This window comes from Rhizorhabdus argentea (assembly GCF_037861105.1).
Classification (GTDB): Bacteria; Pseudomonadota; Alphaproteobacteria; order Sphingomonadales; family Sphingomonadaceae; genus Rhizorhabdus; species Rhizorhabdus argentea.
In genome coordinates, this window is record NZ_JBANFK010000004.1 from 162,460 (window position 1) to 184,243 (window position 21,784).

Here is a 21,784-nt window from a genome sequence, read left to right on the forward strand (position 1 = left end):
TTGAATGCTCCGCCGTCCATGGATTCCCGCTTTCGCGGGAATGACGGCGGAGCATTAAAGATCCGATCCGCTGCGGTGATGTCAAACGGTGATTCCGTTCACCAGCGCCATCAACGCCAGCGCATCCGCGATGGCATGTGCATCGATGTCGTTGTTGAAATAGGCCCACACGGCACAGCCTTTGGCCTCCTGCGCACGCATCCAGCCGGCCCAGTCCTCCAGGGCGGCCGCATCATAGCGCCCGACATATTTGCCGCCCGTCCCGTGGAAGCGCACATAAGCGAGCTTGCCCGATACCCAGCGCTGCGTCTCCAGCCCCGGAAAGTCGTGCACGCAAAAGCCCGCGCCCGCCGCATCGAGCAGCGCCAATATCTCTTCGGTCATCCAGCTCCGATCGCGAAACTCGAAGACGTGCGAGAGATCGCGCGGCAGCAGCGCGAGGAATTCCGCCAGCCGATCGGCATTAGCGTGCCAGCGCGGCGGCAGCTGGTAGAGAATCGGACCCAGCGCATGCCCGAGATGACGGGCATGATCGACAAAGCGCGCGGCCGATTCGCCGGCATCCTTGAGCTTGCGCATGTGGGTGATGAAGCGGGGCGCCTTGACCGCATAGCAGAAGCCGGGCGGCGCCGCGTCGGCCCAGGCGGCGAAGGTTTCGGGCTTGGGCAGCCGGTAGAAGCTGTTGTTGATCTCGACCGTGTCGAACTGCGCGGCATAATGCGCATACCAGCGCTTGGCCGGCAGACCCTCGGGATAGAAGCGGCCGCGCCAGTGGCGATAGTTCCAGCCAGAACAGCCGATCCGGATCATGTGGCGGTCAACGCAGATATTAGTCTAGAGGGCTCGCATGAACGATGATTTCGATGACGACAGCGAGTCCCTCTCGCTCGATCCCCATTTCGCCGACCGCTTCGAGCGCGACGAGCGCCGCGGTGCGTGCAGGCTCTACCTGATCTCGCCGCCCGCGATCGACGCGGTCTTCGCCGAGACGCTGGCCGCCACGCTCGATGCAGGCCCGGTGGCCGCATTCCAGCTGCGCCTCAAGGGCATCGACGATCACCGCATCGCCGAACTCGCCGGCCCGCTCCAGGCGGTCTGCGCGGCGCGCGAGGTGGCGTTCATCGTCAACGACTCGATCGGCCTCGCGAAGCGGCTCGGCGCCGATGGCGTCCATCTCGGCCAGGACGACGGCGATCCGCGCGAAGCGCGGCAGGTGCTGGGCCCCGATGCGCAGATCGGCGTCACCTGCCATGACAGCCGCCATCTCGCGATGGAGGCCGGTGAGGCGGGGGCCGACTATGTCGCCTTCGGCGCCTTCTATCCCACGACCACCAAGGAAACCGAGCACCGGCCGGAACTCTCGATCCTGGGCTGGTGGGCGACGCTGTTCGAGCTGCCCTGCGTCGCCATTGGCGGCATTACCCCCGACAACGCTCCACCGCTGATCGCGGCGGGGGCCGACTTCCTGGCGGTGTCGGGTGCGGTATGGAACGATCCGGACGGACCGGCGGCGGCGGTGAAAAGGTTCGCCGCGCTGGAGGGGATGGGGTGATATCTTGCCCCTCCCTCCGAGGGAGGGGCTTATCTTTTGCTTATCCCAGCTTTCCGAACTCCGCCTCGAAGCCGACTTTGTCGTCATTTTCCAGATAGCGCGCCTGGTCGATCCAGCGGTCGCGGAAGATGCGGCCCTTGAAGGCGCCGAGCCGGGCATCGACCTCGGCCGCCTGGGCGGGGTCGAGGTCTGCGAGCTGGGCATAGTTGCGGATGCCGATGCCGTTCAGCACCGCTTGGGCTTTCGGCCCCAGCCCCTTGATCCGGGTGAGGTCGTCGGCCGGCAGATCGGGATGGGCATCGATGCCGATCATCTGCCCCGAGATGTCGAGCACCGCGGCGGCGGCACTGTCGGTGAGCCCATGACCTTCGGTCCTCGGCGCCGGGGTCGCAGGCGCCGCACGTTGTAGCGGCGGGCTTTCCGACAGCGACACGCGCTGGGTTGGCTTGCGAACCAGCAGGAACAGCCCGACGACGGCGAGGATCGCGACGATGGCGGCGATGATGAGGGTGGTGTTCGACATTCCCCGTCCTTCTTACTCTGATCTTCTTATCCAATGCAGGAATGCTTCAAGCGTTCCGCTGCCGTGCCAATTCCCGCCAGCCGATGTCGCGTCGGCAGAATCCGCTCGGGAAATCGAGCGCATCGACCGCAGCATAGGCCATATCGCGTGCCTCGCCGATATCCTTGCCCAGCGCAGTGATGTTGAGCACCCGCCCCCCATTGGCGACGAGCCCCGCCGGCCCCTCGGCCGTGCCGGCATGGAAGACCTTGGCCCCCTTGGCCTCGGCCTCGACGATGTTGCGGATCGCGCCACCCTTGGCCGGCGTGCCTGGATAGCCCTTCGCCGCCATCACCACGGTCAGCGCGCTGTTGCGCGAGAGGCTGGGCCGGGGCAGTTCCGCCAGCCGGCCCTCGGCCACGGCGAGCATCAGCGTGATCAGGTCGTCTTCGAGACGCAGCATCAGCACCTGGCACTCCGGATCACCGAAGCGCGCGTTATATTCGATCAGCTTCGGGCCGCTCTCGGTCAGCATCAGCCCTGCATAGAGCACGCCTGAATAGGGCGTCCCCATCGCCGCCATTGCGCGCACGGTAGGCTCGACGATCTCCCGCATGGCCTGCGCCTCGAGTTCCGGCGTCAGCACCGGCGCCGGGCTATAGGCGCCCATGCCCCCGGTGTTGGGTCCGACATCGCCGTCGCCGACGCGTTTGTGATCCTGCGCCGAGCCGAACGGCACCACCGCGGTGCCATCGGTCAGCGCGAAGAAGCTCGCCTCCTCGCCGGTGAGAAACTCCTCGACCACCACCTCCGCGCCGGCAATCCCGAAGCTGCCGCCGAACATGTCGTCGATCGCTTCCTCGGCCTGGTGGCGGCTCTCGGCGATCACCACGCCCTTGCCCGCAGCAAGCCCATCGGCCTTGATCACCACCGGCAGGCCAAAGCTGTCGAGCGCCGACTTGGCCGAGCCGGCGTTGTTGAAGCGGCCATAGGCTGCCGTCGGGATATGCTCGCGCCGGCACAGATCCTTGGTGAAGCCCTTCGAACCCTCCAGTTGGGCTGCCGCCTTGCTGGGCCCGAACGTCAATATGCCATTCTCGCGGAGCAGGTCGGCGAGCCCGGCGACCAGCGGCGCCTCCGGCCCGATCACCACCAGCCCGACATTCTCGTCACGCGCAAACGCCAGCACCGAATCGATATGGGTCGGATCAAGATCGACGCACTCGGCACACTGGGCTATGCCGGGATTGCCGGGCGCGGCGTAGAGCTTGGTAAGGCGTTCGGATTGCGCGAGCTTCCATGCCAGCGCATGTTCGCGGCCACCCGATCCCAGCAGCAGGACGATCATGAACGAACTTCTCCCCGGTGAGGCCCCAAGCGACGGGCCCCGCCTGTTAGCCGAGGAGCAGCCGGGCGACAACGCACCCGCGCTCAGCGTCTCCGAATTATCCGGAGCACTCAAGCGGCAGGTCGAGGATGCCTTCGGCCATGTCCGCGTGCGCGGCGAGATTTCAGGATTCAAGCGGCACAGCTCGGGCCATTGCTACCTGTCGCTCAAGGACGAGCGCGCCTGCATCGACGGGGTGATCTGGAAGGGTCAGGCCGCGGCGATGCGCTTCCGCCCCGAGGACGGTATCGAGGTGATCGCGACCGGCAAGCTGACCACCTATCCCGGCCGCTCCAAATATCAGATCGTGATCGACCGGATGGAGCTCGCCGGCCAGGGCGCGCTGATGGCGCTGCTCGACCAGCGCCGCCGCATGCTCGCCGCCGAGGGCCTGTTCAGCGACGAGCGCAAGCGGTCGCTGCCGTTCATGCCGCGGGTGATCGGGGTAGTGACCTCCCCCACCGGCGCGGTGATCCGCGACATCCTCCACCGGCTCGAGGACCGTTGCCCCACCCATGTCATCCTCTGGCCGGTCGCGGTTCAGGGCGAAACCGCGGCGCATCAGATCGCCTGCGCGGTGCGCGGCTTCGGGGCGCTGGGCGAACTCGGCCCGGTTCCCCGCCCCGACCTTCTGATCGTCGGACGCGGCGGCGGCTCGATCGAGGATCTCTGGGCGTTCAACGAGGAAGAGGTGGTTCGCGCAATCGCCGAATCGCCGATCCCGGTGATCTCCGCGGTCGGGCATGAGACCGACACCACCCTCGCCGACTTCGCCGCCGACCGGCGCGCGCCGACCCCCACCGCCGCCGCCGAGATGGCGGTGCCGGTGCGCGCCGACCTGGCCCACCATGTTCGCGAACTGGGCGCGCGCGCCGAGCGGCTGGCGCTGCGTTACCGCGAGCGGGCCGCCGAGCGCTTCGCGGCGGTGGCCGATCGCTTTCCCGCGCTCGACAGCCTGTTCGCGGGCCAGCAACAGCGGCTCGACGACATCGCCGACCGGCTGCCGCGCGCGCTGGACCGGCGCCTTGCCGTGGCGCGCGGTGATCTGGCTCATGCCGCCGGGGCATTGCGGCCGGCGCTGCTCGACCGCAAGATCGAGCGCGCGCAGGAAAGGCTGGAGTCGGTCCGGCTCAGCGATCGGCCGATCAAAGCGAAGCTCTCCGAGGCCCATGCCACGCTCGACCGGCTGTGGCGGATCGCCGAGCAGCTCCATCCCGACAAGCCGCTCAAGCGCGGCTATGTCCGCGTCGAGAAACGCGGTGGCGGCGTGCTGACCGAGGCTGAAGCGGCGAAGACCGCGGGCCTGCTCACCCTCCATTTTGCCGACGGCGCAATCGATGCGCGGGTTGAGAATGGCGGCAAGCCGTCTTATGCGAAGCCGAAGGACCGGGAAGCGGCGGCGTTGCGCCAGCAGGACCTCTTCTAGGATGGCGTGGCCGATCCCATATATGTTGCGAAGGAGCCGAAGATGCTGATGAACGCGGGCCGCCTCGCCAAGCTCGATTATGCCGCCAACGGGTTTAGCGTATTGGTGCCGGGCGATCATGTCCTGTGCGCGATATCGGGCGCTGCCATCCCGCTCGACGAATTGCGTTACTGGAGCGTGGCGCGGCAGGAAGCCTATGCCGGCGCGGCCGAAGCGACCGAGGCGGAGCAGAAGGCTTGATCGCAGCGCGGTGCGGCCTCGGCGCCGCGCTGATCGCATCGCTGCTGGCGGGCTGCACCCCGGCCATCATCCCGGCTGCGCCACCGCCACCCGCGCCCTATCCGGCGCCGACCGTCACCGACAATGCCGACTTCCGGCTGTCGGGCGCGTTGGTCCAGGGCGGGCTGGCCCTCGGGACGGCCCCTGCGGGCACCCGCACCCTGCTGCTCGATGGAAAGGCGATCGGCTTCGCGCCAGATAATCGCTTCCTGATCGCCTTCGATCGCGATCAGACGGCTACGGCCATGCTCGAGGCCCGGCTGGCCGACGGCTCGATCCATCGCCGCACCCTGACGATCGCGCCGCGGAGCTGGCAGATCGAATCGCTGCCCACTCTGCCGCGCGGCACCACGCCGACCCCGGAGTTCCTCGCTCGCCGCAAGATCGAGCTCGAGCAGATCGCCGCGGCGCGCGCGCTCGATACCGGTGCGACCGGCTGGCGCCAGCGCTTCATCTGGCCTGCAAAAGGCCGGATCAGCGGCGTCTTCGGATCACAGCGCATCTATGCCGGCGAGCCCGGCGCGTTCCACTCGGGAGTCGATGTCGCCCGGCCGGCGGGAACGCCGATCGTCGCGCCAGCCGACGGCGTGGTAATCCTGGCGGCGGCGGCGCCCTTCACGCTGGAGGGCAATCTGCTGATGATCGATCATGGCATGGGCCTGAACTCGGCCTTCCTCCATTTGTCGCGGATCGACGTGACGGTGGGACAGGCGGTGCGGCAGGGCCAGCCGCTCGGCGCGATCGGCATGACCGGCCGCGCGACCGGCCCGCATCTCCACTGGGGCATGAAATGGCGCGACGCACGGATCGATCCCGCGCCGCTGGCGGGGGCGATGGGCGGCTAGCCATACGAGAAGGGGGGCTTCCCAAGGGAAGCGCCCCAATTTTTCATCGGATGACTGATCCAGGCGTCAGAACTTCACGTGCACGCCCGCATAGATCATCCGGCCCAGCACATCATAGGTGTCCGCCACGGTGTTCGTGCCCGGCCATTGGCTGTTGCCGCCCGGGATGAACGGAGGCTGCTTGTCGAGCAGGTTGTTGGCGCCGATGTAGAATTCGAATTTTTCGGCGACATCGAAATTAACCTGGAGGTCGTGGTAGGTGTAGGACGGGATCTTGAACGAACCCGAAGTCGCCGTGACGGGTCCCATATATTTCAGGCGATAATGTAGCGAGACCGGGCCGATGACATAACCGGCATTGAAGGTGAACTGGTCCTTGAAGCCTGTGCCCAGCTGCTGGCTGTTATAGGTATCGGCCGTGCCGAGTTCATTCTGAAGCGCGTCGCCCGCGAACGCCAACTGCTGCTGCTTGAACTTGTGGTTGTAGTAGAAGTCGAGAGACACCTGCTGCTCGTCGCCGAAGAAGCGGGTCTTGAAGTTGTAGCCCGCCTGGACGTCGATGCCCGCCACCTTGTAGGACGCAGCGTTGATGTAGAGCTGATCGACCTGGGTGATGAAGCCATTGGCATTGCGGGTGACGAGACCGCAAAAATTGGCCGATCCGGTCTGGAAGCACTGGTCAACCGCGGTCTGCGGATTGATCGACGCGACGGCGTTCTTCACCTTGATCGAATAATAGTCTGCCGTCAGGAAGAAGTTGCGCAGGAACCGCGGCGTGAAAGTGCCGCCCACGGTCAGGGTGTCGGTCGATTCCTCCCGCAGACCGGGATTGCCGCCAGTAAAGCCGAAAATCGTCTGCGCTTGCGCGAGCGTATAGGCGAAATTGGGATGCGTCGCCAGGTAGGTGGAGATGCCCGGAATGGCGGAGCAGCCGGCCGGGAGCGTAACCGTCGGTGCGCTCTCACCGAGACCCTGACGCTGGTCGCAAGGGTCGACGACCTGCTGCGCGGTGCTGGCCTGCGGCCGATAGAGCTCACCCAGGTTCGGCGCGCGGACGGCGCGGGCGTAGGTCGCCCGGAAGTTGAGGTCCGGGGTCGGCGCGTAGGTGCCGCCATATTTATAGGACCATACCGTGCCGACGGTCGAATAATCGGCAAAGCGCACCGCACCGTTAAGCTCGAGCTTATGGATGGCCGGGATGCCGCCCAGGATCGGTGCACTGATTTCGCCATACAACTCCTTGGAATCAAAGCTGCCGAACGCGTTGCCGTTCAGTAGCTGCGAGCTGTAGCCGGATCGGGTGAAGGGATCGTAGACTGCCGAAACCTTCTCACGGTGATATTCACCGCCGATCGCGACGCCAAGCGCCCCGCCGGGCAGGTCGAACGGCGAACCATCGACGTTCAATGAGGCGACGTCCTGATAGCTTTTCTGCAGGAAGTTCGCGATGACCATCTCGCCTGGCGTGGCGCCGGGGACGGTGACGCCCTGGCCGGTATAGGTGCTCAGCCATTTGATCTGCGCCGGCGTGTACGTCTGGCGACCGAAGGGGTTGATAGGCACGCAGCCCGCCGCGCGGGCCACCGGATCGGCGCAGACGATCTGACCGTTGAGCGTCGTCGCCTGCAGCGAAGCGCCATAATTGGTCATCAGGATCGCTTCGTTGAACGTATTGTCGCGAACCTGGCTGTGTTCGTAGGAAAGGTCATAGTGCCAGGTCGAGCCGATATCACCCTTGAGGCCGATAACGCCGCGATAATAGTCGCGCTTGTCGTGTGGGCTGCGATCGAACAGCCCGTTTGACCGCTTGGCGGGATGGAGAGCGGCATCGGGGCCGACCGCCGCAGCGATCGCCGCGGGCACATAGGGGTTGTTCGACGAGATGCCGGGAAAGGGCGATGCGTCGAAATTGAATACCGACCGGCCCTGAGTGCCCTGATCGTCGGCCCCGAATGGCTCGAGATGACCGCTCGCCTTTGTCCTGTTGTAGGTGAACTCGCCATAAAGTTGGATCGAGTCACTGAAGTCGTAATGGCCCAGAACCGATCCGGTGTAGCGCTCGACCGGCGTGGTCAACAGCCGCTCGGACGCGCGATTATAGAGCTGATCGGGCGTTCCCGTGAACGGGATGACGTTATTGGCAGGATCGAACGTATAGCCGTTCCCATGGGAATCGAAGAACAAGCCCTGCGGCGTATAGGGGCTGCGCGTTGGTGAATCATTCCGCGAAAAACTTCGCGCGCGCGATGGGACGGCTTTCGACCTGGTATAGGTGAAATTGGCGGTGATATGGCCCTTGCCCTCGAGAAAATCCTGACCGGCCAATGCCGAGAACAGCGGCGTTTCGCCATCGCCGCGGCTCGAGATCATGTCCTGAGCGTGAAGGTCGATGCCCGTGAAATTGTTCTTCAGGAGGATGTTGACGACGCCGGCGACGGCATCTGAACCATAAACCGCCGAGGCACCGCCGGTGACGACTTCGACACGTTCGATGAGATCGGTCGGGATGTTGTTGAGATCGACCGCCGAGGTGCCTGGCACGCCGACGCTGCGCCGACCGTTGATCAGCACCAGCGTTCGCGAGGAACCGAGGTTGCGGAGGTTTACGACCGCCACACCCTGCCCGAAGCTCGCAAAATTCGACGCCGAGGTGCCCGGCGATTGGCCAACGATCGGCAGATCACGCAGAGCATCGAGTAGATTCGTGTGGCCGACATTCCCGATGGAGGCCGCGGAAACGACGGCGACGGGGACCGGCGACTCTATCTGGGGACGCGCGATCCGCGAGCCGGTCACGATAATGAGATGGCTGTCGTCGGCCTCCGCATCCGCGGCTTTACCGGCGGGTGTCGTTTGCGCTGCCGCCGGCGAAGCCGCCAGCGCGATGCCGATAGCTAGCGCAGCAGCGCTGCAACCTAGCCCGAATCGGCCGAGGATCTTCATTTTCATGTACACTTTCCAGTCCCTTTTCTGGAGCGAGCGAGAAGATTCCGTTTCATGCTCAACCTTCGCAAACGTCGCCTGCTGGCACGCTGCGCCATTTCCCTCAGCTATGTCGGCAAATGTGCGGGAAACCTGATCTAAGTGTAAAGCATGAGTTAATATACGCCGCGTGTTGCCTTCAGGTTGTCGCGTTTATGCAACAGGTGTGACATATCCGTAAACTGAACCTCCACTACCGATTATTATAGCTCATCGCTGGAGACGGTGCCCCGTCCGGTGGAGGGGCGGTCAAGACGCTCGTCAAACTTCAGCCCCCGGCAACACAACGCCTCTTGGCGCCGACCAATGGGCGAAGGGGAGGACATCGACCCCGTCCGAACCTAAACATGGTCCGGCATCGGCTGACGCTTCGACAAATAAGGTCGCGCAGTTCACGCCTTCGCATGATGTGCTTCGCTCGGCCCGCGTTGATCATCGCGCCTGCGAACTGGCGGACCTGGCGCTTAGGTCAGCCCTCGATGTCGATCCGCAGGACTGCGTCGCACCCGCAACGACGGATCGGGTAAAAAATGCGACTAAACTGCTGTAAATAATAACTTTTGTTATCCGATCGCCGCCATTCCAGAGGCAGATGAGTTTCTCTTGAGCGTCAGCGAAGGCTTGAGTCGAGGGCTCTCCCCTTCTCCGGCGCAAGGCATGCCCCTCCGGGTCGCCAAGCAAAGGGACTCACGTGAACCAGATCAACCGCAAGATGCGCTGCGCCATTTGGGTCGCGGGAGCAGCGCCGCTCGCCATCAGCGCGGCGCTGTCCGCGCCCGCCCACGCCCAGGCGACGCCCGCGCCCGCAGCAGCCGCAGCCGAGCCTATACCCCCGGAAAACGTAATCATCGTCACGGGTTCGCGGATCGCCCGGCCAGAGCTTGCGGCAGCCACGCCGATCGCCGTGGTCGGCTCACCCCAGATCCAGGCCCAGGGCGTTACCAACGTCTCGGATCTGGTGCAGGAGCTGCCGCAGGCGGGCATCCCCGGCATCAGCACGACAAACAGCAACTTCAACACCACCGGCAACGGCATTTCGACGATCAACCTGCGTAACCTCGACACGGCGCGCACGCTGGTGCTCGTCAACGGCCGTCGCTTCGTGCCGGGCGTAGCAGGCACGTCTATCGTCGACGTCAACAATATCCCGACCGACTTCGTCGATCGGGTCGAGGTCGTGACCGGAGGCGCTTCCGCGGTCTACGGATCCGATGCCATCGCCGGCGTCGTCAACTTCGTCCTCAAGGACAAGGTCGATGGCCTGATCGCCCGCGGCCAATATGGGCTCACGTCACGTGGCGACAATCGCCGATATTCGGCGAGCCTGACCGGCGGCATGTCCTTCGGATCCGACGATCGCGGATCGGTGATCGCCAACTTCACCTATGACCGCGATTACGGCCTGCTCTCGCGCAAGCGCAAAATCTCGGCGCAGGACTGCCTCTTCACCTGCGGCCCGGAGGCCTACAGCTCCTTCGCCGAGCAGGGCCGCTTCGTGCTGGTCGGTGATTCACCCGAGATCCTGACGACCGCGGAAGGCACCCCGACCGACACCTTCACCTTCAATCCCGACAACAGCGTCGTGACGGGCTTCCCGGTAGGCTACGGCTATAACCGCAACTCGGCGCGCCGCATCTCGACTCCGGTGGAGCGCTATCTTGGCGCCGCATCGGCCAAATATGAGCTGACCGATCATGTCACCGCCTTCATCGAAGGCACCTACGCCCATACCCGGTCGTCATCCCAGATCGAGGCCGCGCCGTTCGGCGCCGGCGCCGGCATCCCGCAGCCCGACCTGCCGCTGGGCTACGGCATCGACAATCCGTTCATCCCGGCGTCGATCGCGTCGGCGATCGCGGCCCGCAACAGCGATGCCGATCCGACCAACGACATCACCTCGATCAGCTTCGCGCGCCGACAGACCGAGATATTCACTCGCAGCAACACCAACCGCCGCGACACCTTCCGCATCGCCGGCGGCTTCCGCGGCGATATCGCCGACAAGTGGAACTACGAGGTTTCCGCGGTCTATGGCCAACTCAAAGACCATACGCAGACCCAGGATGTCGACTTGACCAAATATGCCGCCGCGCTCGATGCGGTGCGCGATCCGACCGGCGCAATCGTGTGTCGCGACCCCGCTGCGCGGGCAGCCGGCTGCGTGCCGATCAACCTGTTCGGCTATAACAGCGCCTCGCCCGAAGCCTCGGCCTATGTGCGCTCCGCCGTCCCGCGCAGTGACGACGTCAAGAACACCCAGCTGGTCGTCACCGCGAATATTTCCGGCACGGCCGTAACGCTGCCCTATGGCGACCTGAAGGTATCGGTAGGCGCCGAATATCGCCGCGAGAAGAGCGTCGACAATTGGGACCCGCTCACCAATGCCGGCCTCAATTCGGGCAACCTGACTCCGGACACGATCGGCAAATATAATGTGAAGGAGCTGTTCGGCGAGGTCGACATCCCGCTGCTCAAGGACCTGCCATTTGCCCGATCGCTCAGCCTGCAGGGCGCGGTGCGCTATTCGGATTATTCGACGATCGGCAAGGTGTTCAGCTGGAATGCCGGCGCCGAATATTCCCCGGTCGACGGGCTGCGGCTGCGCGGCAATTATGCCGTCGCCAACCGCGCGCCGAACATCAGTGAGCTGTTCTCGGCGCCGTCGGAGACCTTCCCGACCGTGCAGGACCCCTGCAACGGCATCACCGCAACCAGCGGCGGCGGCGATTTCGCCGCGGCGTGCCGCGACATCCCGGCGGTCGCCGCGGCGATCGCCCGCGCCGGCATCTTCCAATATGGTCAGGCCGATCTGCAGGGCATCAACGGCTTTGATGGCGGCAATCCGAACCTGCAGGAGGAAAAGGGCAAGACGCTGACGCTGGGCGCGGTGATCTCGCCGCGCGCGTTGCCGGGCTTCAGCCTGACGGCCGATTATTTCGACATCAAGGTGTCGAACGCCATCGGCATCGTGCCGCGCCAGACCTCGATCCAGGAGTGCCTGACGACCGGCCTTGCGCAATTCTGCAACAACGTCATCCGCGATCCGAACACCGGCTTCATCACCACCGTGAACGCGCAGAATATCAACATCGCCAACCTCCGCACTCGCGGCATCGACTTCAACCTCAACTATAACCGCAGGCTGGGGCTGATGGCAGACGACCGGCTGGCGGTGAACATCCTCTACACGCGGACCCTGAAGTACAAGACCCAGTCCGACCCGTCGGCGCCGGTCGAGAGCGGCCTCGGCAATCTCGAATATGGCGAGGTGTTCAAGCACAAGATCAACGCCACCATCAATTACAGCTTCGGGCCGATCAGCCTAAACTGGACGACCACCTATCTCAGCAAGATGGTCGACACGCCGGTCGACGAGTTCGATCCGGCCGGCACGCTCGACTTCCTGATCAACAGCGCCGGCCTGACCCCGGAGCAGGCCGCGCGGGCGGTGTCGCACAACAACATCAAGGCGCGCCTATACCACGACGTCCAGCTGCGCGCCCGCGCCGGCGACAAGGAGCAGTTCGAGTTCTTCGTGGGTGTCGACAACCTGTTCGACCGCAAGCCGCCGATACTGGAAGATGGGCTGTTTTTCGGCTCGATCACCGGAACGACAACGGCCGCCGACGTCTACGATCCGTTCGGCCGGCGCTTCTATGCGGGTGTGCAGGTGAAGTTCTGATCGAGCGGCCTGCCCGAACACGCTGCGATTAGATTGACCCGCTCATCCAGAGTAAGGGCTGAGCTTGTCGAAGCTCGCATCGGAGGACGTCCTTCGACACGCCACTTCGACAAGCTCAGTGGCTGCTCAGGATGAGCGGATGATTCAACCTAAACGCCGCATCCTCTAAAAAGGCGGGGCGGGCTCCTCAGGTCCGGGTGGCGCCGGGCTTCCACAGGATGTCGCCCTCGCCGCCCAGGTTGAGGTAGCGGGCGAGCACGAACAGATGGTCGGACAGCCGGTTGATGTAGGCGAGCCCGACCGGATTGAGGCCGACATCGGCGTTCGCCGCCACCGCCGACCGCTCGGCCCTGCGACAGGTCGCACGCGCGAGATGGACCGCCGCCGCTGCGGGCGACCCACCCGGCAGGATGAAGCTGCGCAGCGGTTCGAGCGCCTCGTTCATCGCGTCGATCTCGCGCTCGAGCCGCTCGACCTGCGATCCGACGATGCGCAACGTCATGTCCGACGGTGCGAAATCGGGGCCGGGGGTCGCGAAATCGGCGCCCAGGTCGAACAGCTCGTTCTGGATACGGCCGAGCTGGGCGCGAGCCTCTTCGGGCAGCGCCTGCGTCAGCGCGACGCCGATCGCAGAGTTCAGCTCGTCGACATCGCCGATCGCGGCCATGCGCGGCGCATATTTGGGCAGGCGCGATCCATCCACCAGCCCGGTTTCGCCGGCGTCGCCGCCCCGCGTGTAGATCCTGTTGAGACGAACCATCGCGGGGAGGTCAGCTGCCGCGGCTCATGATCAGCAGCAGGATCACGAGGATCACCGCAATCGCCTGAAAGGCGATGCGCTGCCGCATCATCCGGTTCTGCTTGAGCCCCGACTGGTTGAGCCCGCCGCCCTTCAGATCCTCCTCGGTGGTCCGCAGGAAGGCGATGATCCCCCGCACCAGCGCCACGACGGTCGCGATCATGGCGGCGACGATAAGGATCAAGAAGAGCGTGTTTCCCATGGTCCCCATGTAGCGCGACAGGCGGTGAATTACACCCCTTGCTTTGGGGTGCGCTGGCATAGTTCCACTATCGAAAATACGTCATGCCAGCGCAGGCTGGCATCTCATGAGATCAGCGCGCCACCCTCGTCCAGCAGGTCACGCCACTCCGGATTAGCCTCCTCGATCAACCGGAGCTTCCACGTGCGATCCCAAGCCTTGAGCGCCTTCTCCCGCACGATGGCTTCCTCGATCATAGCATGCTCTTCGGCATGGACGAGCCGCGTCAGGTTATAGCGACGGCAGAAGGCCGTGCCCTGGCCTTGCCGGTGCTGTTCGACCCTCGCGGCCAGGTCGGCGGTCACTCCGATGTAGAGGACACCGGCAGGCTTGTTGGTCATGATGTAGGTCCAGCCGCCTCGCCGCATGCGGCGAGGGTAGCGCGACTCTGCTGAGATGCCAGCCTTCGCTGGCATGACGCTTTTGTTAGAGAGCTCGTCATGCCAGCGAAGGTTTGCATCTCAGTCTTGCGCAGAGCGCCGCCGCGTCCACCCCCTCGGCGCGCATCGTGGCGAGCGCCGGCGCGCCCGCGCGTTTTGCCAGGCGCTCGCCCTTCTCGTCGGTCAGCAGCCGATGGTGATGGTAGCGCGGCGTCGGCAGGCCGAGCAGCGCCTGGAGCAGGCGATGGAGGTGGGTCGCCGCCAACAGGTCCTCGCCGCGAATAACGTCGGTGATTCCCTGCGCCGCATCGTCCACGGTGACTGCGAGATGGTAGCTGGTCGGCGCGTCCTTGCGCGCGAGCACGACATCGCCGTGGATCTCCGGCGTCGCCGCCACCGTGCCGGCCGCCTCATCATGCCAGCTCAGCGGCCCGGCCGGCGCCGCGGCCATGGCGATGTCCAGCCGCCAGGCATGCGGCTCGCCAGCGCCGATCCGCCGCGCCCGCTCGGCATCGCTCAGCGACCGGCACGTCCCGGGATAGATCGGTCCATCCGGCCCGTGCGGCGCACTTGCGCTGGCGGCGATCTCGGCGGCGATCTGTGCACGGGTGCAAAAGCAGGGATAGGCCAGGCCCGCTGCCCGCAGTTGATCCAGCGCAGCGCGATAGAGCGGCAGCCGGGCCGACTGGAACAGCGGCTCGCCGTCCCATTCGACCCCCAGCCAGCGCAGGTCCTCCATTATTCCCGCAACATGTTCGGGGCGGCAGCGGGTCGGGTCGATATCCTCGATCCGCAGCAGGAAACGCCCGCCGCGCGCGCGCGCGAAATCATGCGCGAGCAGCGCCGAAAAGGCGTGGCCGAGGTGCAGCCGCCCGGTCGGGCTCGGCGCGAAGCGGGAAATTACACTTTCGTGCATTCGGACTCTTGACGAGGAGTCGCCGGAAATGCTGTCATGCCCATGTCACGCTTTCGAGCGAAAGAGTGGCCACGAGGGCGCGGCCGGTTCGGCCATAAGCGTTCCGGTGTGCGAACGGAAGGCTGTGGGCTGGTCCGGGTGGAGCTCTCCATCTCGTGCGGAAGGCTCTGGTGGTTCATGTACCATTCCGATCTCATGCGACATCCGGACAGTTGTCCAGCGCTCGTGCTCAACGCCGATTACACGCCGCTGAGCTATTACCCCTTATCCTTGTGGAACTGGCAAACCGCTATCAAGGCGGTTTTTTTGGAACGGGTCGACATCGTCTCGCAATATGATCGCGAGGTACACAGCCCGAGCTTCGCTATGAAGCTGCCTTCGGTGATCGCGTTGCGCCAATATGTGAAGCAGTCCGAGCATCCGGCGTTCACCCGCTTCAACCTGTTCCTGCGCGATCGCTTCTCCTGCCAATATTGCGGCTCGCTGGCGGATCTGACCTTCGATCATGTCGTCCCGCGCGCGCAGGGCGGGCGCACCACCTGGGAGAATGTCTCGACCGCCTGTGCGCCGTGCAACCTGCGCAAGGGCGGCCGCACCCCCCAGCAGGCGCGGATGCGCCTGTTCGAATCGCCGTTTCGCCCGACCAGCTGGCAGCTCCAGGAAAACGGCCGCAGCTTCCCACCCCACTATCTGCACCAGAGCTGGCGCGACTGGCTCTATTGGGACATCGAGCTCGAGGCCTGATCGAGCGCGCGGCTTTCAAGCCAAGTCACCCGCTCGTCCTGAGCAGCCACTGAGCCTGGCGAAGTGGCGTGTCCAAGGCCAAGCTGCGCCCCGCGCACCATTGCTCCTTCGATGCGGTCTTTGTCTATGCTCAGCCCTTACTCTGGATGAGGGGGTCAATGTAATCGCAGCGTGCCGTGATCGAATGCGCCGCCCATGACGCCACCGTGCCGAACGCCGTTGCCCCACAGGCCATCCCCGACTAAGTAGTTTCCCGGAACGCACGGCTCGGGTCCGGGGGACGCTGGTTCGGCGGCGGGGGAGTTTGCGTAATGTTTTCGTCCGAAGTGCTCCTGCGCGAGGGGCGAAGCCGCCGCGCCGCGCCGCGGAGTGCGAGCGCTTTCGACACCGATATGCGCAGCGTTTCGTCGCCTTCCCGGTCACCCTGCCGGATCATCGACATCTCGATGAGCGGTGCGCGGCTGCGGCTCTATCAGGATCTCGCACCCGATACGTCAATCCGCATCTCGCTGCCGGGAAAGGGGCTGATCGACGCACGGATCGTCTGGGCGGACGGCCGCGAGGCCGGTTGCAGCTTCGATCACCCGCTCGACGAGGCGAGCGTGAAGATGCTGCAAGCGAGCGCCGAACGCCCCGCGACGCGCTGAGTCAGCCGCGTACCGGCAACTCATCCAGCATTTCGTGGAGCGCCCCCAGACAGTCCGCGCCGAGCTGCTTGGATCGCTCCGGCGACCATCCGCGCTGGGCGTCGGGCAGGTCGCGATTGTCCTTGAACGGCATCTCCAGCGTTGCGGCGACGCAGCCGAAGCGGTTGGCGAGCTGATTGGTCGACATCGCGAGATTGGCCTTTCCCGCCGATGCCGCCGGATAGCCGTAGCGCGTCTGGAAATCGGGCGTGCGGCGCGCGAGCGTATCGCGGAACAGATGATATAGCCGGCCCTGCTCCGCGGTCCAGTTGGGGATGCCCTCGAAGCCGGCGATGAAGACGTAGGGGATCGCCTCGTCGCCATGGACATCCATCGCGAAATCGACGCCGGTCGCGTCCATCCTGCGCAGGACATGCACGACCTCGGGGCTGCGATCGAGGCTGGGCTCGTGCCATTCGCGGTTGAGGTTGATGCCGACGGCGTTGGTGCGCAGATGGCCGCGGCGCGAGCCGTCGGGGTTCATGTTTGGGACGATGTGGAAGGTGGCGCGCCGGCGCAGGCTGCGCGCGATCGGGTCGGACGGATCGGTCAGCCGCTCGAGCACCCCTTCCATCCACCATTCCGCCATCGACTCGCCAGGGTGCTGCCGGGCGTAGAACCACAGCTGCCGCGTACCTTCGCCGATCGTCAGCAGATCGATGTCCTGGCCGTCCAGGGTGGCGCCGAGCCGTTCATGGCGCACTCCCGGCGCAGCTGCGATCCTGGCGACCAGGTCGTGATGCCGTTCCATCGAATAGGGCGCGAAATAGGCGAGCCAGACGCTGTCGGCCTCAGGCGTGAAAGCGATCGTCAGCACGCCGTTGGCAAAGCTGGTCGGCACCCGGAACCAGTGCTGCCGGTCGATCGAAGCGCAGGCCCGATAGTCTTTCCAGCCGTCGGGATAGGCCGATCCGCCGGCATTGGTGATGCGCAGGCTCACCGGCTGCCCCTTGGCGCCGGTCAGCCGGAAGTGGAACCATTGGTAGAAGTCTGACTGATGATCCTTGACGATGGCGAGGTCCAGAACGGTGCCGTCGCGATGGAGAAGGGCGATGTTGCCGCTGTCGAAGCCGCTGGAGATATCGATGCTGTGGGGATCGGTCATTTCACCGTGATAGTCTCGCCCGACTGGCCGGGGAAGCCCCGGAACAGCGCCTCGGCGAGGCGCGCCGCGGCCGCTTCGGGATTGGCCTGCGGGCTGCCGTCGCGCGCCACCGATTCGGCCCGGCCTTCCCAGATCACGGTGCCTTCGGAACGCCGCTTGAGCTGGACCGACAGCTGCGTCAGCACGTCCATGCGTTGCCGCGCCTGGCCTATCGGGAAGCTCACCGCACCGCCGAGGCCGACGCTGGTGCCGCGATGCCAGCCGCCGCCGCTTCCGCCGCCGACGCCGATCGAAACCGACGAGCGCTGCGCCTCGCCGGCCGGGCGCCAGGAGCGGCTCACCTCGGTCACTGCCACCAGTTCGGACTTGGCGAGGTTCGGGGCGATGCTGAAGCCGAGCCGGTTGAGTTCGCCCTGCACGATGCGGGCATAGGTCTGGAACTCGAGATCCTTCGCCAGCGTGGGATCGCGCGGCTCCACGGCCACCGCGCCCGGGGCGATCGGCTGGCCAAGATGGAAGCGGGTGACCCGCATCTCGGGCGTCTGCGCCGCGCATCCGGCAAGGACGAGCGCTGTTCCGATCATCACCGCCCAGGCGGCGAATTTGTTGGCGATCATAAGTTCATCCCTCCAGAGATGCCTGGCATCGAAACGCATGGGCAACATTTTCGCTGCATATAGGATGAATGGTTGCGAGCAACCGCCCTCAAACGCCGGGCGCGTTTTTGATTTTGCCCTCAGACGCCGGGCGGCAGGCATCCGCCTGCCTTGGCTTCGCGCCAATAAGGCGCGGCGGCCGTCGGCCTTGCGAAGCCCTGGTCGGGCTCCGACGCCGAGCTTGGCGTCCCGCTTGCCAGAGCCCCGCAACGCCAGCCCCAGGCGCAAGCGTCGCGTGGTTCGAAGAGGCAAGCGCGCACAGCGCGTCCGAGCTTATTGCGAGGAAGCCAAGCAGGGCGGAGGCCCTGCGCCGGCGTTTGAGGGCCAAAACAAACTTGACTCCCTCCAGCCGCCGCCATAGGGGAGCGCCTCGTTTTTCCGATATCAAATAGAGTGAAGGCAGGCGTTACGGCCATGAAGATCCGGAATTCCCTTAAGTCGCTGAAGGACCGTCATCGCGACAATCGCGTGATCCGCCGTCGTGGCCGCACCTATGTGATCAACAAGACCAACCGCCGTTTCAAGGCGCGTCAGGGCTAATCGATCCGCTGCAGCAGCGCCGCACACGCGCCGTCATCTTCGATGTCGGCAATGTGCTCTACGACTGGAACCTCCGGCAATTTTTCGCACAGCTCGTGCCCGCGCACGAGCTGGAGCTGTTCCTGCGCGATATCGTCAATCTCGAATGGCACGGCCAGCATGATGCCGGCCGGCCCTTTGCCGAGACCAGCGCCGAACTGATCGCCATCTGGCCGCGCTTCGCCGAGGCCATCGCTGCCTTCGGCCCGCGCTTCTCCGAAACCGTCACCGGCCCGATGCCTGGCATGGAGGCGCTCGTGCGCGCCCTACACGGCAGCGGCGTGCCGCTTTACGCGATCACCAATTTCAGCCATGAATTCTGGCCGCCCTTCCGCGCCCGCGAGGCGGCGATCTTCGATCTGTTTACCGACGTGCTGGTCTCGGGCGAGGTGCGGCTGGTGAAGCCCGATCCTGCAATCTACGCGCTGGCACTGGATCGGTTCGAGCTGGCGCCCGGCGAGGCGATCTTCATCGATGACCGGGCCGAGAATGTGGTAGGCGCGGAGGCGGCGGGGATGCTGGGGCATCTGTTCCAAGGCGCGGGGCCGCTGGCGGAAGAACTGCGGCGGCTGGGCCTGCTGAAGGTGGACGGCCTCTAATCTCCTCTTCATTCAAACTGAAGCGTCACCCCGCCCCCTTCGACTGCCGGCAAGGCAGCCGCTCAGATAAACTCTAGCCTACTTCTTCCTTCGTCATTCCCGCGGACGCGCACTGCTGTCCGGAATTCTCTATCGTCATGCCAGCGAAGGCTGGCATCCATGTCTCTCTCCTTCTCGATGGCCTCGAAAATGGCGAAAGACATGGACCCCAGCCTTCGCTGGGGTGACGCAGGAGGGAGAGCATGCCCTCGATCAAGAAAACGATGTCTGAACGATGGTCTTCCGACCAAATCCCCAACAATTCCGGTCTGCACATGGCCGGACGCAAGAAAATCCCGGACAGCAGTGCGCTTTCGCGAGAATGACGATGAGGAGAGGGGAGATGAGTCACTCTCCGAACGGATAGGTATCGGGAACGCCCGGCTTGTGATGCTCCGGTCCGAGCGGCGTCACCGCCTCCGTCTCGTCGAACCAGACATAGGCATCGAACTGATCGGGCAGCACGGCCTGCGAATAGTGGCTCCAGAGCTCTGTTTCCGGCCGATAGATCACGCCGATGAAGCGCTCCAGCCGAGGCTCCGCCAACCTGCGGCGCAGCGCCTCGTGCCGGTCCGGCGAGAAATCGAACAGGGCCCGCGGCTGTCCGGCTTCATGGAATAGCCGCTCATAGCTGTCGCGGCGCGACGGCAGAACCCGCTTCACTTCCATGTCGCCGTCCCAGTCGCTCGCCGCAGCCACGGTGCCGCTGTGCGTCCCGAACCCGACCAGCGCCACATTACCGTCGAATGTCTCGCGGCATAGCTGGCCGATGTTGAGTTCATCGCGGGCGGTGCCCATGTCGGTGTGGCGCGCGTCGCCGATATGGCTGTTATGCGCCCAGACGATCGCCTTCGCCTCGCTGCCCTTCGCCTCCAGGATATTCTCGAGCGTCTCGAACATGTGGGTGTCGCGCAGATTCCAGCTCTCCGCGCCGCCATAATACATGATCCGGTAATAGCGCTCGGCCGAGGCGATCAGCCGTGCATTCTGCGCCGCATCGAGGAAGCCATCCTCGTCGCCCGCGGCATAATCGAGCTGTCTGGCGAGCAGCGCCCGGCATTGCTCGATGACGGCCGCTTCGCATTCCGCATAACCGCGCTGCAGGGCGGCGCGGCCATAGGTGGCGGGGTCCTTCTGCCACGGCGTCAGGCAGCCATAGCGCTCGCGGGCGATCCTGGCCGCCTGGGGATCGACGCGGTCGAGATAGTCGAGCACCGCCGCGATCGATCCGTGCATGTTGTAGATATCGAGACCGTAGAAACCGGCGCGACGGTCCATGGCGGCGATCCCGTCATTGTGCTCGCGCATCCAGGCGGTGAGTGCGACGATCTCGATATTGCGCCACATCCAGGTCGGAAAACGCTGGAATGGAGGTTCGGCCGCCTCCCGTTGTGGCCGATGGCGGACATAGCGGTCGACCGCCGCCGCATCGGGCCAGTCGGCCTCGACCGCGACGATCGTAAAGCCATGCTGTGCGATCAGGTGCCGCGTGATCGCCGCCCGGGCGCGATAATATTCCGCCGTCCCATGGCTGGCCTCGCCGAGCAGCACCACGCGGCGATCGGCGAAGCGATCGAAGAGGCGGCCAAAGGCAGGATCGTCGAAGTCCGGCAACGGCTCTGCGGCTTCTGCGATCATCTCCGGCAGGCTTTGCGCGCGGGAGGCGCCGGGGCGGTGATCGCTGGCCGCGCGGCGGCCGTCCTCGGGCCAGCCCTGCTCGCCGATTAGCGGCACGAATGTGACCGACCCGAGATTCTCCTCCTCGTAGCTTCCGGCGCTGGTGCGCGTCACCTTGCACAGCGACTGGTGTTCCGGCTTCCCCACCGGGACGACCAGCGTGCCGCCGACCTTGAGCTGCTCCTTGAGCGCGCGGGGCACCTCGGGGCCGCCGGCCGAGACAAGAATGGCATCGAACGGCGCGTGCTGCGGGAGGCCCAGAGTGCCGTCTCCGATGTGCACCTCGACATTACGATAGCCGAGCGCCTCGATGCGCTGCCGCGCCAGTTTGCCCAGCGCCTCGCGCCGCTCCACCGCGAACACCCGGGCGGCTATGCGGCCGACCACGGCTGCCGCATATCCGGAGCCGGCACCGACTTCCAATACATGGTCGCCGGAGCCGATCTCGGCCGCCTCGATCATCGCCGCGACGATATAGGGCTGCGAGATCGTCTGGCCCTGCTCGATCGCCAGCGGGGCATCCTCATAGGCGAACTCCTCCATGCCTTCCGGCACGAAGCGCTCGCGCGGCACCTCCTGCATGGCCGCCAGAACGGCCTTGTCGCGCACGCCCCGGCGCGCGATCTGGGTGGCAACCATGCGCTTCCGCAACTTCGCGAAGTCAGCCATCCGCCGGGACCTCCGATGGCTCGCGCACCGGCACCCCGA

At 65.2% G+C, this 21,784-nt stretch carries 21 protein-coding genes; 10 read left to right on the forward strand and 11 right to left on the reverse strand.

The window, feature by feature from the left end; genetic code table 11:
• Positions 1-81: 81 nt before the first annotated feature.
• Positions 82-810 carry a DUF72 domain-containing protein gene (locus AAC645_RS05275; protein ID WP_340314380.1) on the reverse strand — a complete coding sequence of 243 codons (729 nt, stop codon included), beginning with the start codon at positions 808-810 and terminating at the stop codon, positions 82-84.
• A gap of 37 nt (positions 811-847) precedes the next feature.
• Here AAC645_RS05275 and thiE point away from each other — a divergent pair, with 37 nt between their 5' ends.
• Positions 848-1,552 carry a thiamine phosphate synthase gene (gene thiE, locus AAC645_RS05280; RefSeq protein WP_340314381.1) on the forward strand — a complete coding sequence of 235 codons (705 nt, stop codon included), beginning with the start codon at positions 848-850 and terminating at the stop codon, positions 1,550-1,552.
• A 40-nt stretch (positions 1,553-1,592) separates the two neighbouring features.
• Here thiE and AAC645_RS05285 read toward each other — a convergent pair whose 3' ends face one another.
• Entirely contained in the window at positions 1,593-2,075 is a 483-nt protein-coding gene (locus tag AAC645_RS05285; protein ID WP_340314383.1) for a hypothetical protein, read from the reverse strand.
• 46 nt (positions 2,076-2,121) lie between these two features.
• Entirely contained in the window at positions 2,122-3,402 is a 1,281-nt protein-coding gene (purD, locus tag AAC645_RS05290; RefSeq protein WP_340314384.1) for a phosphoribosylamine--glycine ligase, read from the reverse strand.
• On the opposite strand from purD, the gene xseA reads away from it, so the two are divergent.
• From xseA to AAC645_RS05305, 3 genes are read left to right on the forward strand one after another with little or no spacing between them, the layout of a single operon-like run.
• Positions 3,401-4,867 carry an exodeoxyribonuclease VII large subunit gene (gene xseA / locus AAC645_RS05295; RefSeq protein WP_340314385.1) on the forward strand — a complete coding sequence of 489 codons (1,467 nt, stop codon included), beginning with the start codon at positions 3,401-3,403 and terminating at the stop codon, positions 4,865-4,867. The genes purD and xseA overlap by 2 nt on opposite strands.
• 42 nt (positions 4,868-4,909) lie before the next feature.
• Complete coding sequence (locus tag AAC645_RS05300) at positions 4,910-5,107, forward strand: DUF2093 domain-containing protein (RefSeq protein ID WP_340314566.1); 198 nt, start codon at positions 4,910-4,912, stop codon at positions 5,105-5,107.
• A complete protein-coding gene (locus AAC645_RS05305) occupies positions 5,107-5,991 on the forward strand; it encodes a M23 family metallopeptidase (RefSeq protein WP_422785798.1) in 885 nt (294 codons plus the stop codon). Before AAC645_RS05300 ends, AAC645_RS05305 begins: the two co-directional genes overlap by 1 nt.
• A gap of 66 nt (positions 5,992-6,057) precedes the next feature.
• Here AAC645_RS05305 and AAC645_RS05310 read toward each other — a convergent pair whose 3' ends face one another.
• Positions 6,058-8,940 carry a TonB-dependent receptor plug domain-containing protein gene (locus AAC645_RS05310; protein ID WP_340314388.1) on the reverse strand — a complete coding sequence of 961 codons (2,883 nt, stop codon included), beginning with the start codon at positions 8,938-8,940 and terminating at the stop codon, positions 6,058-6,060.
• Between the two features lie 724 nt (positions 8,941-9,664).
• On the opposite strand from AAC645_RS05310, the gene AAC645_RS05315 reads away from it, so the two are divergent.
• On the forward strand, positions 9,665-12,655 hold the full coding sequence (locus AAC645_RS05315) for a TonB-dependent receptor plug domain-containing protein (protein ID WP_340314390.1): 2,991 nt from the start codon (positions 9,665-9,667) through the stop codon (positions 12,653-12,655).
• 187 nt (positions 12,656-12,842) lie between these two features.
• On the opposite strand, the gene AAC645_RS05320 is transcribed toward AAC645_RS05315, so the two are convergent.
• The 4 genes from AAC645_RS05320 to gluQRS all read right to left on the reverse strand — a co-directional run bounded on the left by AAC645_RS05320 (position 12,843) and on the right by gluQRS (position 14,991).
• Positions 12,843-13,415 carry a cob(I)yrinic acid a,c-diamide adenosyltransferase gene (locus AAC645_RS05320; protein WP_340314391.1) on the reverse strand — a complete coding sequence of 191 codons (573 nt, stop codon included), beginning with the start codon at positions 13,413-13,415 and terminating at the stop codon, positions 12,843-12,845.
• Positions 13,416-13,425: 10 nt separating this feature from the next.
• On the reverse strand, positions 13,426-13,656 hold the full coding sequence (locus AAC645_RS05325; RefSeq protein ID WP_340314392.1) for a twin transmembrane helix small protein: 231 nt from the start codon (positions 13,654-13,656) through the stop codon (positions 13,426-13,428).
• Positions 13,657-13,760: 104 nt separating this feature from the next.
• Entirely contained in the window at positions 13,761-14,063 is a 303-nt protein-coding gene (locus AAC645_RS05330; RefSeq protein WP_340314567.1) for a GIY-YIG nuclease family protein, read from the reverse strand.
• 70 nt (positions 14,064-14,133) lie between these two features.
• A complete protein-coding gene (gene gluQRS / locus AAC645_RS05335; RefSeq protein ID WP_340314393.1) occupies positions 14,134-14,991 on the reverse strand; it encodes a tRNA glutamyl-Q(34) synthetase GluQRS in 858 nt (285 codons plus the stop codon).
• Between the two features lie 177 nt (positions 14,992-15,168).
• On the opposite strand from gluQRS, the gene AAC645_RS05340 reads away from it, so the two are divergent.
• Entirely contained in the window at positions 15,169-15,735 is a 567-nt protein-coding gene (locus tag AAC645_RS05340; protein WP_340314394.1) for an HNH endonuclease, read from the forward strand.
• Between the two features lie 311 nt (positions 15,736-16,046).
• A complete protein-coding gene (locus AAC645_RS05345; protein ID WP_340314395.1) occupies positions 16,047-16,382 on the forward strand; it encodes a PilZ domain-containing protein in 336 nt (111 codons plus the stop codon).
• 1 nt (position 16,383) lies between these two features.
• On the opposite strand, the gene AAC645_RS05350 is transcribed toward AAC645_RS05345, so the two are convergent.
• A complete protein-coding gene (locus AAC645_RS05350; protein WP_340314396.1) occupies positions 16,384-17,526 on the reverse strand; it encodes a M14 family metallopeptidase in 1,143 nt (380 codons plus the stop codon).
• Positions 17,523-18,143, reverse strand: a complete 621-nt coding sequence (locus AAC645_RS05355) for a DUF4136 domain-containing protein (protein ID WP_340314397.1) — start codon at positions 18,141-18,143, stop codon at positions 17,523-17,525. Before AAC645_RS05355 ends, AAC645_RS05350 begins: the two co-directional genes overlap by 4 nt.
• Positions 18,144-18,596: 453 nt before the next feature.
• Between AAC645_RS05355 and ykgO the strand changes: the two genes are divergently transcribed.
• The 3 genes from ykgO (at position 18,597) to AAC645_RS05370 (ending at position 19,725) form a co-directional block, all read left to right on the forward strand.
• A complete protein-coding gene (gene ykgO, locus AAC645_RS05360) occupies positions 18,597-18,722 on the forward strand; it encodes a type B 50S ribosomal protein L36 (RefSeq protein WP_003046794.1) in 126 nt (41 codons plus the stop codon).
• Positions 18,723-18,730: 8 nt separating this feature from the next.
• Complete coding sequence (locus AAC645_RS05365) at positions 18,731-19,360, forward strand: HAD family hydrolase (RefSeq protein WP_340314569.1); 630 nt, start codon at positions 18,731-18,733, stop codon at positions 19,358-19,360.
• Between the two features lie 242 nt (positions 19,361-19,602).
• Entirely contained in the window at positions 19,603-19,725 is a 123-nt protein-coding gene (locus AAC645_RS05370; protein WP_340314398.1) for a hypothetical protein, read from the forward strand.
• Positions 19,726-19,747: 22 nt separating this feature from the next.
• On the opposite strand, the gene AAC645_RS05375 is transcribed toward AAC645_RS05370, so the two are convergent.
• On the reverse strand, positions 19,748-21,745 hold the full coding sequence (locus tag AAC645_RS05375; protein WP_340314399.1) for a protein-L-isoaspartate(D-aspartate) O-methyltransferase: 1,998 nt from the start codon (positions 21,743-21,745) through the stop codon (positions 19,748-19,750).
• Between the last annotated feature and the right edge of the window lie 39 nt (positions 21,746-21,784).

What these genes read in the sequence shown, in the direction of transcription:
- AAC645_RS05350 (WP_340314396.1), bottom strand. Translation starts at nt 17,526, where the DNA reads ATGACCGATCCCCACAGCATCGATATCTCCAGCGGCTTCGACAGCGGC.
- AAC645_RS05320 (WP_340314391.1), bottom strand. Translation starts at nt 13,415, where the DNA reads ATGGTTCGTCTCAACAGGATCTACACGCGGGGCGGCGACGCCGGCGAA.
- AAC645_RS05325 (WP_340314392.1), bottom strand. Translation starts at nt 13,656, where the DNA reads ATGGGAAACACGCTCTTCTTGATCCTTATCGTCGCCGCCATGATCGCG.
- AAC645_RS05275 (WP_340314380.1), bottom strand. Translation starts at nt 810, where the DNA reads ATGATCCGGATCGGCTGTTCTGGCTGGAACTATCGCCACTGGCGCGGC.
- AAC645_RS05345 (WP_340314395.1), top strand. Translation starts at nt 16,047, where the DNA reads ATGTTTTCGTCCGAAGTGCTCCTGCGCGAGGGGCGAAGCCGCCGCGCC.
- AAC645_RS05370 (WP_340314398.1), top strand. Translation starts at nt 19,603, where the DNA reads ATGCCCTCGATCAAGAAAACGATGTCTGAACGATGGTCTTCCGACCAA.
- thiE (WP_340314381.1), top strand. Translation starts at nt 848, where the DNA reads ATGAACGATGATTTCGATGACGACAGCGAGTCCCTCTCGCTCGATCCC.
- ykgO (WP_003046794.1), top strand. Translation starts at nt 18,597, where the DNA reads ATGAAGATCCGGAATTCCCTTAAGTCGCTGAAGGACCGTCATCGCGAC.
- AAC645_RS05310 (WP_340314388.1), bottom strand. Translation starts at nt 8,940, where the DNA reads ATGAAAATGAAGATCCTCGGCCGATTCGGGCTAGGTTGCAGCGCTGCT.
- gluQRS (WP_340314393.1), bottom strand. Translation starts at nt 14,991, where the DNA reads ATGCACGAAAGTGTAATTTCCCGCTTCGCGCCGAGCCCGACCGGGCGG.
- AAC645_RS05355 (WP_340314397.1), bottom strand. Translation starts at nt 18,143, where the DNA reads ATGATCGCCAACAAATTCGCCGCCTGGGCGGTGATGATCGGAACAGCG.
- AAC645_RS05375 (WP_340314399.1), bottom strand. Translation starts at nt 21,745, where the DNA reads ATGGCTGACTTCGCGAAGTTGCGGAAGCGCATGGTTGCCACCCAGATC.
- AAC645_RS05340 (WP_340314394.1), top strand. Translation starts at nt 15,169, where the DNA reads ATGTACCATTCCGATCTCATGCGACATCCGGACAGTTGTCCAGCGCTC.
- purD (WP_340314384.1), bottom strand. Translation starts at nt 3,402, where the DNA reads ATGATCGTCCTGCTGCTGGGATCGGGTGGCCGCGAACATGCGCTGGCA.
- AAC645_RS05300 (WP_340314566.1), top strand. Translation starts at nt 4,910, where the DNA reads ATGCTGATGAACGCGGGCCGCCTCGCCAAGCTCGATTATGCCGCCAAC.
- AAC645_RS05285 (WP_340314383.1), bottom strand. Translation starts at nt 2,075, where the DNA reads ATGTCGAACACCACCCTCATCATCGCCGCCATCGTCGCGATCCTCGCC.
- xseA (WP_340314385.1), top strand. Translation starts at nt 3,401, where the DNA reads ATGAACGAACTTCTCCCCGGTGAGGCCCCAAGCGACGGGCCCCGCCTG.
- AAC645_RS05330 (WP_340314567.1), bottom strand. Translation starts at nt 14,063, where the DNA reads ATGCGGCGAGGCGGCTGGACCTACATCATGACCAACAAGCCTGCCGGT.